This window comes from Micromonospora sp. NPDC003944 (genome assembly GCF_053605225.1).
The window spans coordinates 46,604-58,347 of the sequence record NZ_JBSGIV010000045.1 but is presented as its reverse complement, the minus strand read 5'-3'; the positions used below and the strand labels follow the sequence as shown (position 1 = coordinate 58,347).

Sequence of the window (11,744 nt, the reverse complement as noted above, 5' to 3'; positions counted from 1 at the left end):
GCACAGACGACGGGGCCCCGCCGTTTCCGGCGGGGCCCCGTCGAGTCGCGTCAGCGGCTCTTGTAGGCCTCGACGACCTCGACCGGGATCCGGCCCCGCTCGGAAATCTTGTAGCCGTTCTTGACGGCCCATTCCCGGATGGCCCGGTTCTGCTCCCGATCCATTCCCGCCCCGGCGGGTCGCCCCGGCCGCCGGACGGAACGGGCGCTCTCTGCCGGACCACGTCCGATCCGCCGACCCGCATTGATGTACGGATCGAGCGCCTTGCGCAGGACGCCGGCATTCTCGTCGGAGACATCGATCGTGTAGGCCACGCCGTCGAGACTGAACTCCACCGTCCGGTCGGCCTTCCCACCGTCGAGGTCGTCGGTCAGGACCGTGATTACTTTTCTCGCCATTGCCGATTACTCCCTGTGTGCGGCGGGATGTGTCCAAAGTCTGACCTATCACCCCGGTAATCCGCAACAATATGCCTTCCATTCATTCGGCGCGTCGCGATTCCGTTACCGAGCAAAACCGGGAATCGGTCCGATGACGGGGCGTCATTCCCCGAGGATGCCGCTGTGACCGGCGACGGCGGCCGCCTCGGCCCGGTTCGAGACCCGCAACTTCCGCAGCAAGGCGGCGGTCATCCGTTTCACCGTCCGTTCCGAGACGTGCAGTTCTTCGGCGATGTCGACGGTGCTGCGGCCGCTGGCGATCGCCTTCAGCAACCGCTGTTCCTCGCCGTCCAGGTCGACGGCCGTGAAGCGTGCCGGTCGCAGCATGGCGCGGAGCAGGTCGGCCGGCAGCACCGCCCAGCCGTCGAGAACTGCCAGCAGCGGGGGCAGCAGCTCCTCCGGTTCGCTGGTCTTGGGCAGAAACCCCTCGGCGCCGGCCCGCAGCGCCTCCACCGCTGGAGCGGGATCGGTGGAACCGGACATGGCGACCACCCGTACCCGGGGGGTGGTGCGTCGGATCGCGGCCACCGCCCGGATGCCCCCGGGCGGCGGCATGTGCAGGTCGACAAGGGCCAGGTCGGGGCGGCAGCTGCTGACCAGCGCCGCCGCCGCGGCGGCGTCGCCGGTCGAGGCGACCACCTCGGCGCGGCCGTCGGTGGTGATCGGGAGCAGCAGCTCCAGGCCGCGGACGAAGAGGGGGTGATCGTCCACGACGACGAGTCGCAAGGTGGAGGCTCCCGGCATGTCTGCGCCGTTCCCCAGCGGGTACCGATCATGCGGGTTGGCACCGAACGAGAGGAGTCGGGTGGATGCGCGTACGGCACGGTTTGCGGGACCTGCTGCGAGGGTTGCACCCCATCGAGCCGACACCCGACGCGAGACGAACGACGGAGGCCGACCCGGAGCTGCTGCTGCGGGTGTTGTGCCACGAGTTCCGGACGCCAGTCAGCACCCTCACGTCGCTGACCCGGGCGCTTGCCGACGAGCGTCGCGAGCTGACAAGCGCCGACCGGCGGGCGATCAGTGCCCTGGCCCGCGACCAGGCCGCCCACCTGCAGAGCCTGCTGCGCGACGCGACCGCCGGCACCGGCGTGCTGACGCCGACCCCGCAGCCCGAGCCGGCTGTCGCGCTTGCGGGCATCCTGCGGGAGGCCGCCGCGCTGGTGCCGGTCGGTCGTCGACGGGCACGGGCCACCCGGCGGGCGGCCTCCTGCCCGGTGCCGGCCGGACGAACCCGACAGGTGCTGATCAACCTGGTGCAGAACGCGCTACGGCACGGGCCACCGGACGGGCAGGTCGGGCTCTACGCCACCCTGCGCGGCCCTGGCGTGAGCATCCTGGTCACCGACGAGGGCCGGGTCGACGACGAGCTGCTGGTCGCGCTGCGGCGTCCGGCGCCGGCCGTCGGGATGTCCGGCCTGGGCCTGTGGATCGCGCGGCAGCTCGTCGCGACGGACGGGGGAGCGTTGCGGGCGCACCGGCTGCGTCCGCGCGGCGTGGCGCTGGAGGTGCTGCTGCCGACGGCGCACCCGCTGCGGTGACCCGCGCGGGACGCCGGTTGGCCCGTACGGGTCACCGGGGTGGGAACCGCCTCGCTACCTGTCTGCGGGTACCGAGGAGGTTCGATGTTCAGGCACGTCAAGGATCTGCAGTTCGAGGCCAAACCGGACGGCCCGGACGCGGCGTTCGCCCGTCGCCTTCAGGAGGTGCTTGGCGGCAAGTGGGGCGAGATGACCGTCGCCAACCAGTATCTGTTCCAGGGGTGGAACTGCCGGCTACCCGGTAAGTACAAGGACCTGCTGCTCGATGTCGGCACCGAGGAGATGGGCCACGTCGAGATGATCGTCACGATGATCACGCGGCTGTTGGACAACGCGCCGCTGTCGCTGACCGAGGGGATCGCGGAGGATCCCGGGGGTGCCGCGACCTACGCCGGCGAGAACCCGGCGCACTTCATCCACGGCGGTGGTGGCGCCCTCCCCGCCGACTCGAACGGTGTGCCCTGGAGTGGCGCGTTCATCACCGCCAGCGGCAACCTGTTGGCCGATTTCCAGCTCAACGTCACCGCCGAGGCGCAGGGGCGGCTCCAGGTGGCTCGGCTGTTCCACATGACCGACGACCCGGGCGTCAAGCAGATGCTGCGCTTCCTGCTGGCCCGCGACACGATGCACCAGAACATGTGGCTGGCGGCGATCGAGCAGCTCAAGGAGGACGGGCTGGAGGAGATGCCGGTGCCGGAGGCGTTCCCGGACTCGGGCGAGTTCACCGAGGAGTACGGCTACACCTACCTGGGCTTCTCCTCGGGCACCGACGCCGCGCAGGGGCGCTGGGCGTCCGGGCCGTCGCCGGACGGCAAGGGTGAGTTCCGCTACGACGACAACCCACGGGCGATGGCGCCGGAGCCCGTGTTGCCCCCGGGTGACCCCCGGCTCTACGGCACCAACCCGGGAGTGGCCGGTTCGGTGGTGAACACGGTGAAGAGCACGCTCACCTGAGGTGCCTGCCGGGTCGCCCGCCGGTCCGGGCGACCCGCCGGACCGGGCCGGGAAAGTGGCCTGGGTCACAGGCTGGAACAAGGGGAACGCTTTGTTACTTGAGTGAGACACGCTCAACTAACGCGAGGTGTTCGATGGCAACTCTTCCGGTACTTCCCCTGACCGACGCCGTGCTGCTGCCCGGCATGGTCATCCCGGTGACCCTCGACCCCACCACCCAGGCCGCGATCGACGCGGCACGGGCGACAGGTGACCGCAAGCTGCTTGCCGTACCGCGCATCGACGGCGAGTACGGACCGGTGGGCGTGGTGGCCACCATCGAGAAGGTCGGCCGGCTGCCCGAGGGTGAGCCCGCCGCCGTCATCCGTGGCCTGTCCCGGGCCCGGATCGGCTCCGGCGTGCCCGGCCCCGGCGCCGCCCTCTGGGTCGAGGCGACCGAACTCGACGAACCCGCCCACGCCGGTCGGGCCCGTGAACTGGCCCGCGAGTACCGCGCCCTGGTGACCTCCGTGCTCCAGCAGCGCGGCGCCTGGCAGGTCATCGACGCGGTGGAGCGGATGACCGACCTCTCCGAGCTGGCCGACTCGGCCGGTTACGCGCCCTGGCTGACGCTGGAGCAGAAGACCGAGCTGCTCGCCGCGCCGGACGTCACCGCACGGCTGGAGCTGCTCGTCGGCTGGGTGAAGGACTACCTGGCCGAGCAGGAGGTCACCGAGCAGATCAACAGTGACGTCCGGGAGGGGCTGGAGAAGTCCCAGCGCGAGTTCCTGCTGCGTCAGCAGCTCGCCGCGATCCGCAAGGAGCTGGGCGAGGACGAGCCGGACGGCTCCGCCGACTACCGCTCCCGCGTCGAGTCCGCCGACCTGCCGGAGAAGGTCCGCGAGGCGGCCATGCGCGAGGTCGGCAAGCTGGAGGGGGCCAGCGACGCCTCCCCGGAGGCGGGCTGGATCCGTACCTGGCTGGACACCGTGCTCGAGATGCCGTGGGGCACGCGTACCGAGGACAACACCGACCTGGCCGCGGCGCGGGCGGTGCTCGACGCCGACCACGCCGGCCTGGCCGACGTGAAGGACCGCATCCTGGAGTACCTGGCCGTGCGCAACCGGCGGGCCGAGCGCAACCTCGGCGTGGTCGGCGGTCGCGGCTCCGGCGCCGTGCTCGCCCTCGCCGGCCCTCCCGGGGTCGGCAAGACCAGCCTCGGCGAGTCGGTGGCGCGGGCGCTCGGGCGCAACTTCGTCCGGGTCTCCCTCGGTGGTGTCCGTGACGAGGCGGAGATCCGTGGGCACCGGCGCACCTACGTCGGCGCGCTGCCCGGTCGGATCGTCCGCGCGCTGCGCGAGGCCGGTTCGATGAACCCGGTCGTGCTCCTCGACGAGGTGGACAAGCTGGCCGCCGGTTACGCCGGTGACCCGGCCGCCGCCCTGCTGGAGGTGCTCGACCCGGCCCAGAACCACACCTTCCGGGACCACTACCTGGAGGTCGACCTCGACCTGTCCGACGTGCTCTTCCTGGCCACCGCGAACGTGGTGGAGTCCATCCCCGGCCCGCTGCTGGACCGGATGGAGCTGGTCACCCTGGACGGGTACACCGAGGACGAGAAGGTCGCCATCGCCCGCGACCACCTGCTGCCCCGGCAGCGGGAGCGGGCCGGGCTGACCGTCGACGAGGTCACCGTCACCGACGAGGCTCTCGCGCTGATCGCGGGGGAGTACACCCGGGAGGCGGGCGTCCGGCAGCTCGAGCGGGCCCTGGCCAAGATCCTGCGCAAGGTGGCGGTGACGCTGGCCACGGACCCGACGCCGGCACGTGTCGACACCGACAACCTCACCGGCTACCTGGGTCGGCCGAAGTTCACCCCGGAGTCGGCCGAGCGCACCGCCGTGCCCGGCGTGGCCACCGGCCTGGCCGTCACCGGCGCCGGTGGGGACGTGCTCTTCATCGAGGCGACGAGCATGGAGGGCGAGCCGGGGCTGACCCTGACCGGCCAGCTCGGTGACGTGATGAAGGAGTCGGCGCAGATCGCGCTCTCCTACCTGCGCTCCAACGGGCGGCGGTTCGGCATCGACCCGAACGCCCTGGCGGGACGCCGGATCCACGTCCACTTCCCGGCGGGCGCGGTGCCCAAGGACGGTCCGAGCGCCGGCATCACCATGGTCACGGCCCTGGCGTCGCTTGTCACCGGACGTCCGGTCCGCCCCGAGTTCGGGATGACCGGTGAGGTGACGCTCTCCGGGCGGGTCCTGCCGATCGGCGGGGTGAAGCAGAAGCTGCTCGCCGCGCACCGGGCCGGCCTCACCGAGGTGATCATCCCGGCCCGCAACGAGCCGGACCTGGACGACCTGCCGACCGAGGTGCGCGAGGCGCTGACCGTGCACACCCTGGCCGACGTGGCCGACGTGCTCGCCCTGGCGCTGCGCCCGGCCGACGTGAAGACGCTTGACGGTCCGGCGCTCTTCGCGGTCTGACGTACCACACGACAGGCCCCCGCCGCTTTCGAGACGGCGGGGGCCTGTCGCTGTGCCCGCGTTTCACAGGACCGTACTGTCGTGCTTGAGACGTCAACTACCTCTCCGCCGTAGGGCGGTACCCCCGGAGGAAACCCCTGTGAACATGGTGCTGTGGATCGTTCAGATCCTGCTCGCCGCCATCTTCGGCGGCATCGGCGTGGTCAAGCTGACCCAACCCAAGGAGAAGCTGCACGACACGATGGGCTGGACGAAGGCCGCCACGCCGATCCAGGTCAAGGCCATCGGCGCCCTGGAGCTGCTTGCCGGCATCGGGCTGGTGCTGCCCGCCCTCACCGGCATCGCCACGGTGCTCACCCCGCTCGCCGCGCTCGGGCTGGTCATCATCATGATCGGCGGCATCGTGGTGCACCTGCACGGGGTGCGGACGGCCACCGCGCCGGAGCGACGCACGGTGGAGATCCAGGGCATCGTGACGTGCGTGGTGCTGCTCGCCCTCGCCGCGCTGGTGGTCTGGGGCCGCTTCGGGCCGTACTCCCTCTGATCGGAGTCGCGTCGTCGGCGACCGTCGTACCCGGGCGGTCGCCGACGACGCGCTCAGCGCTCGTCGCCGCCGCGGTCCCGGCGCACGGTGGCCTTGCGGCCCTTGATCGTGCTGGAGCGCAGGCCGGAGATGACCTCGTCGGCCACCCCCTGCGGCACCTCCACGAGCGAGAACCGGTCGGCGATCTCGATCGAGCCGATGTCCCGGCCACGGATGCCGGTCTCCCCGGTGATCGCGCCGACCAGATCCTGCGGGCGCACTCCGGCGCGTCGGCCCAGGCCGACGAAGACCTGCACGGTGTTGCCGCCGCCGGAGCGGGGCCGGCCCCCGCCCCGCCGGTCGCCGCCCCGGCCACCGGAGTCGGATCGACCCTCGCGCGGCCCACGGACCGGAGCCTGCGGGATCTCCTCCTCGTCGTCGGAGCCCGGCGACGTCACCTCGTGGGCCAGCTTCACGGCGGCGAGGGCGACCTCCATCAGGTCGAACTCGTCGGTCAACGTCTCCACGATCACCCGGAACGGGTCGAGGTCGTCCTCCAGCAGGCTCTCCCGCAGAGCCGCCTGCGTCATCTCCAACCGACGGGTACGCATGTCGGCCACGGTGGGGATCTTGTCGATGGTGATCCGCTGGCCGGTGACCCGCTCGATGGTCTTGAGCATCCGGTGCTCGCGCGGCTCGGCGAGGGTGATCGCCACGCCCTCGCGGCCGGCCCGACCCACCCGACCGATCCGGTGCACGTACGACTCCGGGGCGGACGGCACGTCGTAGTTGACGACGTGGGTCAGCTGCTCGACGTCCAGCCCACGGGCCGCCACGTCGGTGGCCACCAGCAGGTCGGCGGTGCCCGCCCGCAGCCGACCCATGACCCGGTCGCGCTGTTCCTGACTCATGCCACCGTGCAGCGCCTCCGAGCGGTAGCCCCGACCGTTCATCGTCTCGGTCAACCGGTCGACCTCCTCCCGGCTGCGGCAGAACACGATCGCCGCGGTCGGCGACTCCACGTCCAGCACGCGACCCAGCGCGGCCGGCTTGTGCGCCCGGGTCACGATGTACGCGCTCTGCCGCACCCGGGGCGCCTCACCCGCGACCGGCTGCTCCCGGCCGATCTCGATCCGGACCGGTTCGCGCAGGTGCTGGCGGGCCATACCGTCGATGCGCGACGGCATGGTGGCCGAGAAGAGCACCGTCTGACGCTGCGCCGGAGCGTGCTCCAGGATCGCCTCGATGTCCTCGGCGAAGCCCATGTCGAGCATCTCGTCGGCCTCGTCGAGCACCACCGTGGCCAGGCCACCGAGGCGCAGGGTGCCCCGGGCGATGTGGTCGAGGGCCCGCCCCGGGGTGGCCACCACCACGTCCACACCGCTGTCGAGTGCCCGCAGCTGCCGGCCGATCGGCTGCCCACCGTAGATCGGCAACACCCGCGCGCCCAGGTCCTTGCCGTAGCGGTGGAACGCCTCGGAGACCTGCACCGCCAACTCCCGGGTCGGCACCAGCACCAGCGCCACCGGGTCGCCGCCCCGGCGGTGCGGCTCCATGAGGTTCAGCAGCGGCAGCGCGAACGCAGCCGTCTTGCCGGTGCCGGTCGCCGCCTGACCCAGCAGGTCCCGCCCCTGCAACAGCGGTGGGATAGCCTCCCGCTGGATGGGGGTCGGCTCCTCGTACCCGAGGGCGGCGAGCGCGCCCAGCAGCTCGGCGCGCAGCCCCAGCTCGGTGAAGGCGCTCACCTCGTCGGTGCCGTCGGGGGTGGCGTCAATCGGTGCGTCGTGCTGTGCAGGTGCGGAACTCATGTGCCAAGCCTTTCATCACGCCGTCCGGGCCGTTGCGGCGACTGCCACAAGAGCTGTCCGCGAGCCCGTGCCACTGCCGTTCCACGACCCGGTGGCGGCCCCGGTCAGGCCCCGGTGGTCAGGATTGCCAGCACCATCACCGCGGCGAGGGCCACGTCGAGCACCACGCAGAACTCGGCGTAGCCGCGCGGCACCACCCGGCCGCCGCGGTGGTGTGCCAGGTCCCAACCGGCGTGCGCCAACCACCCGAGCGCCACCAGCCAGGCGGCCGTCCGCCCGCCGGCCACGACCGCGACCAGGGTCAGGGTGACCCAGACGGCCAGACCGGCGAGTTGGGTGGCGAGCACGCCCCGCCCGCCGAGCGTGCGGCGGGCCACGCCGATCAGCAGGTAACCGCCGGGCAGCACCAGCATCGTCCACGGGCTGAGCACGCTCGGGTCGACCCACATGTCCGCGGTCATCAGCAGCGCCAGCCCGGTCGGCCAGCGGCGGGCGAGCGCCACCACGGCCGGATGCCGGCGGATCGGCACCGGCGTCTCGTGCCGATGACGCACCGCCACCAGCACCATGGCCGGCACCATCAGCAGGTGACCGCCGAGCATCAGGGCGTCGGCGGCGAGCAGGCCCGCCCACCATGGCACGAGCAGCAGCAGGAACGGCAGGTACATCGCGGCGGCCATCTCGACGACCCCACGCCAGTGGTGCGCCCGGTAGCGCATCCACACCGTCATACCGACGGTCATGTTCGTGGCCATCACCAGTGCGGCGACGTCCGGCCGGGTCAGCGCGTCGGCGACCCCCAGGACGGTGCCGGCCAGCTCCCACAACGGCCCGAGCAGCAGCATCCCGGCGACCATCGCCAGGGCCATCTCGCCCAGGTGCCACAGCAGCCGCCGCGTGCTGCTGGTGAGTGCCGCGACGGTCCGGGCCGCAGTGGTCGACGTCGGGTCCGGGGGCGCCGGGTCGTCGGTGGGCAGGCGCGCGGGCGACGGTACGGGGGTGAGGCTGTCCGCGTACATCCGGGTGTTTGTCATGCCTCGACCCTGCCGGTGTCCCCGGTGTGGCCGGCAGACCTCTTCGTCACGGAGAAACCGTGCGGGCCGCACGGTCGGACCATGACGATTCGCAGGGGTGGACCGCGCGCGGCGCGGTCCTAGGATCGGTGCGTGGCGAGCGAGGCGCTGACCCCCCGGGCGGACCGCCGGTTGCGTCGCGCCCGGCAGGCGACGCTGGTGTCGCTGGCCACCGGCGTCTGGGCGAGCGTCCTGCTACCGGCGGTCGGCCTGACCCGCGAGCCCGACCCGCGCCGGGTGGCCCTCGGCGCGGTCGGCATCCTCGCCTTCGTCATCGCCCAGACCGTCGTCCTGTACGCGGCCGTGACGCCGTGGCTCGACCCGCGCTGGCGGCGTCGGGCCGAACTGGGCCTGGTCGGGGCGGCGGTGCTCACCGTTCCCCTGGTGGGTCCGGTGGCGGCCGGCAGGTGGCCGACCTGGGCCTGGCTCGGTGCGGCCCTGATCGGCATGGCGCCGCTGCTGGTGCGGTGGCGGGCCGCGCTCGCAGTCGCGGCCGGTGTCCTGGCGGTGGCGGTCGCGGTGGCCTGGTGGACCGGCGGTTCCGTCCCGCGCCACCTCGCCGTGACCGGTGGGATCGGCGTGGCCGTCGCCGCCGTCAACGGGTTCCAGGTCTGGTTCTGGGACCTGCTCGTGGAGGCCCGACAGGGCCAGGCCGCCCAGGCCCGACTGGCCGCCGCCGAGGAGCGGCTGCGCTTCGCCCGCGAGGTGCACGACGTGCTGGGGCACAACCTCACGGTGATCGCGTTGAAGGCCGAACTCGCCGCGCGGCTCGCCCCGGTCGACCCGCAACGGGCTGGCCGGGAGGCCGCCGAGGTGCAACGGTTGGCGGCGTCCGCGCTGAGCGAGGTACGCGAGACCGTGCACGGCTATCGGGCCGTCGACCTCGACGAACAGCTCACCGCGGTGGTGGGGGTGCTGCGCTCCTGCGGAGTGCGGTGCACAGTGGAGCCGCCACCGGCGGACCTGCCGCAACCCGCGGCCGTCGAACTGGCGGCGGTGCTGCGTGAGGCGAGCACCAACGTGCTGCGGCACAGCCGGGCCGACTGGTGCCGGATCCAGATCGATCGGGAGGCTGACGTGGCCAGGATGACTGTCGCCAACGACGGCGCCGACGGCCGTGGCCCGGACGCGCACAGCCACGGCCTGCGGGGCTTGGCCGACCGGCTCGCCGCCGCCGGGGGCGAGTTGCGGGTACACCGGGAGGACACGATCTTCACCCTCGAAGCCACCGTGCCGGCGCGGTCGTGATCCGCGTCCTGCTCGCCGACGACGAGGACCTGATCCGGGTCGCCGTCGCCGCGCTGCTCAGCCTGGAACCGGACATCGAGGTGGTGGCACACGCCGCCGACGGGCCGACAGCGGTCACCGCGGCCCTGGCGCACCGCCCGGACGTGGCGGTGGTGGACCTGGAGATGCCCGGCCTGGACGGCATCGCGGTCGCCGCCGAGCTGACCCGGGTCCGACCCGACTGCGCGGTTGTCGTGCTGACCGGGCACGGTCGCCCCGGGCACCTGCGCCAGGCGCTGACCGCCGGTGCCCGCGGGTTCCTGCCCAAGGGCTCTCCGGGTTGGGCGCTCGCCGACGTGATCCGCCGGGTGCACGCCGGAGGTCGCTACGTCGACCCGTCGCTCGCCGCCGACGCGTTGACCCTGCCCCCGTGCCCGCTGACCCCACGGGAACTGGAGACGCTACGGCTGGCCGAGGTCGGTGCCCCGGTCGCGGTGATCGCCCGACGGGTGCACCTGTCCACCGGCACCGTCCGCAACCACCTCTCCGCCGCCGCGCAGAAGCTCGGCGCCGCCGACCGGGCCGAGGCGGTGCGCACCGCCCGGGACAACGGCTGGCTGTGACGACCTGCCGGGTCGATCGGGAGAGGGGCGACGGTGTGCGCCGGTAGCGTGTCGGGGTGCGTACGGTGGAGTTGGTCTGCTCGCCCGGTCTGGAGGTCGCGGTCCGGGCGGTCTGGGGCCGACTGGCCGCCGCCGGGTTGCCCAGCCTGGCCCGCACCATCCACCCGACCAACCGGCCGCACCTCACCCTCGCCGCCGTCGACGAGTTCCCGCCGGGGGTCGAGCGCCGCCTGGCCGAGCTGTTCGACGCGGCGCTGCCGGTGCCGGTGACGCTCGACCGGGTCGTTGTCCTCGACGGCAGCGCCCCGCTGGTCTGGCTCGTCCGACCCACCCTGGCGCTGACCGAGCTGCACGCCGCCGCCTGGGACATCCTCGCCCAGGCCGAGGGTCAGCGCCCGTGGCACGCGCCCGACGGGTGGGTGCCGCACCTGAGCCTGGCCCTGCGGTTCCGCAACGCGGACCTGAGGCTTGCCCGTGCCGTCGCCGGTGGGCACCGACCGACCGGCGAGTTCGACGCCGCACGCAGCTACGACGGTACGGACCGGACGGTGACCGCGTTGACCCGGCGCGGATAGCCGCCGCCGACCCGTTGTCTGTCAGTTGTCGTGCGGTTGCGGGATCTCCTGCCGGGTGAACGAGACGTCCCCGGCTGCGCCGTTGTGGGTGGCGAGCGAGGAGGCCGACTCGTCCCTGTCGTAGAGCCGGACTGGTGGAGCCGGCGGTGGTCTGTCGGCTGTGCGGGATGATGTCGCCGGCGGCACGGGTGAACACCGAGACGCGGCCGGTGTTGGGGCTGAGGACCGCAGCGGTGATCACCATAAATCGACGCCGAGAAAGCGTCCATGGGTGTGGATTATCTGGTCCAAGGGGACATGATTGTGTCATTCTCTGCCGAGAATGGCCGATAGACGACCGTAGATAGTCTGAGGGTTTTCTCCGGCGCGTCCTGAACGGGTTCAGATTGTGCTTGACTCGATTTACCAAGCTTGGCGGGCGGTCGTCGGTGCGATCCAGGCTGTCCACTCTGGAGTTGTCCATGGTGGACGCTTGGCCTGGTTTGACGTGGGTCAGCAAATGGACTTAAGCCGCA

Annotated in this window: 11 protein-coding genes; 7 read left to right on the top strand and 4 right to left on the bottom strand. The window is 72.2% G+C overall.

The genetic code is table 11. The features are described 5' to 3' along the window. Window positions 1-50: 50 nt before the first annotated feature. Window positions 51-398: a histone-like nucleoid-structuring protein Lsr2 gene (locus ACWER9_RS21775; protein WP_357356701.1), complete on the bottom strand. Its 348-nt coding sequence runs from the start codon at window positions 396-398 to the stop codon at window positions 51-53. Between the two features lie 144 nt (window positions 399-542). Beyond that, a complete protein-coding gene (locus ACWER9_RS21770) occupies window positions 543-1,151 on the bottom strand; it encodes a response regulator (RefSeq protein WP_452303574.1) in 609 nt (202 codons plus the stop codon). A gap of 98 nt (window positions 1,152-1,249) precedes the next feature. Between ACWER9_RS21770 and ACWER9_RS21765 the strand changes: the two genes are divergently transcribed. The 4 genes from ACWER9_RS21765 to ACWER9_RS21750 all read left to right on the top strand — a co-directional run bounded on the left by ACWER9_RS21765 (window position 1,250) and on the right by ACWER9_RS21750 (window position 5,944). Continuing rightward, window positions 1,250-1,981: a sensor histidine kinase gene (locus tag ACWER9_RS21765; RefSeq protein WP_452303573.1), complete on the top strand. Its 732-nt coding sequence runs from the start codon at window positions 1,250-1,252 to the stop codon at window positions 1,979-1,981. Window positions 1,982-2,065: 84 nt separating this feature from the next. Beyond that, window positions 2,066-2,935: a manganese catalase family protein gene (locus ACWER9_RS21760; protein ID WP_452303572.1), complete on the top strand. Its 870-nt coding sequence runs from the start codon at window positions 2,066-2,068 to the stop codon at window positions 2,933-2,935. Window positions 2,936-3,069: 134 nt separating this feature from the next. Next, entirely contained in the window at window positions 3,070-5,400 is a 2,331-nt protein-coding gene (lon, locus tag ACWER9_RS21755) for an endopeptidase La (RefSeq protein WP_452303571.1), read from the top strand. Between the two features lie 145 nt (window positions 5,401-5,545). Further along, window positions 5,546-5,944 carry a DoxX family protein gene (locus tag ACWER9_RS21750; RefSeq protein ID WP_452303578.1) on the top strand — a complete coding sequence of 133 codons (399 nt, stop codon included), beginning with the start codon at window positions 5,546-5,548 and terminating at the stop codon, window positions 5,942-5,944. 53 nt (window positions 5,945-5,997) lie between these two features. On the opposite strand, the gene ACWER9_RS21745 is transcribed toward ACWER9_RS21750, so the two are convergent. Continuing rightward, window positions 5,998-7,731 carry a DEAD/DEAH box helicase gene (locus ACWER9_RS21745; protein WP_452303569.1) on the bottom strand — a complete coding sequence of 578 codons (1,734 nt, stop codon included), beginning with the start codon at window positions 7,729-7,731 and terminating at the stop codon, window positions 5,998-6,000. 104 nt (window positions 7,732-7,835) lie between these two features. Beyond that, complete coding sequence (locus ACWER9_RS21740) at window positions 7,836-8,765, bottom strand: hypothetical protein (protein ID WP_452303568.1); 930 nt, start codon at window positions 8,763-8,765, stop codon at window positions 7,836-7,838. Window positions 8,766-8,897: 132 nt separating this feature from the next. Between ACWER9_RS21740 and ACWER9_RS21735 the strand changes: the two genes are divergently transcribed. Genes ACWER9_RS21735 through ACWER9_RS21725 form a run of 3 tightly spaced genes read left to right on the top strand, consistent with a single transcriptional unit; the run spans window position 8,898 to window position 11,229 of the window. After that, the gene (locus tag ACWER9_RS21735; RefSeq protein ID WP_452303567.1) at window positions 8,898-10,052 is read left to right on the top strand and encodes a sensor histidine kinase; all 1,155 of its coding nucleotides are present in this window, start codon (window positions 8,898-8,900) and stop codon (window positions 10,050-10,052) included. Further along, window positions 10,049-10,654, top strand: a complete 606-nt coding sequence (locus ACWER9_RS21730) for a response regulator transcription factor (RefSeq protein ID WP_452303566.1) — start codon at window positions 10,049-10,051, stop codon at window positions 10,652-10,654. Before ACWER9_RS21735 ends, ACWER9_RS21730 begins: the two co-directional genes overlap by 4 nt. 56 nt (window positions 10,655-10,710) lie before the next feature. After that, entirely contained in the window at window positions 10,711-11,229 is a 519-nt protein-coding gene (locus ACWER9_RS21725; RefSeq protein WP_452303565.1) for a 2'-5' RNA ligase family protein, read from the top strand. Window positions 11,230-11,744: the final 515 nt, after the last annotated feature.

Coding starts and splice junctions, on each gene's coding strand:
- lon (WP_452303571.1), top strand. CDS start 3,070: ATGGCAACTCTTCCGGTACTTCCCCTGACCGACGCCGTGCTGCTGCCC.
- ACWER9_RS21775 (WP_357356701.1), bottom strand. CDS start 398: ATGGCGAGAAAAGTAATCACGGTCCTGACCGACGACCTCGACGGTGGG.
- ACWER9_RS21760 (WP_452303572.1), top strand. CDS start 2,066: ATGTTCAGGCACGTCAAGGATCTGCAGTTCGAGGCCAAACCGGACGGC.
- ACWER9_RS21765 (WP_452303573.1), top strand. CDS start 1,250: ATGCGCGTACGGCACGGTTTGCGGGACCTGCTGCGAGGGTTGCACCCC.
- ACWER9_RS21745 (WP_452303569.1), bottom strand. CDS start 7,731: ATGAGTTCCGCACCTGCACAGCACGACGCACCGATTGACGCCACCCCC.
- ACWER9_RS21750 (WP_452303578.1), top strand. CDS start 5,546: ATGGTGCTGTGGATCGTTCAGATCCTGCTCGCCGCCATCTTCGGCGGC.
- ACWER9_RS21740 (WP_452303568.1), bottom strand. CDS start 8,765: ATGACAAACACCCGGATGTACGCGGACAGCCTCACCCCCGTACCGTCG.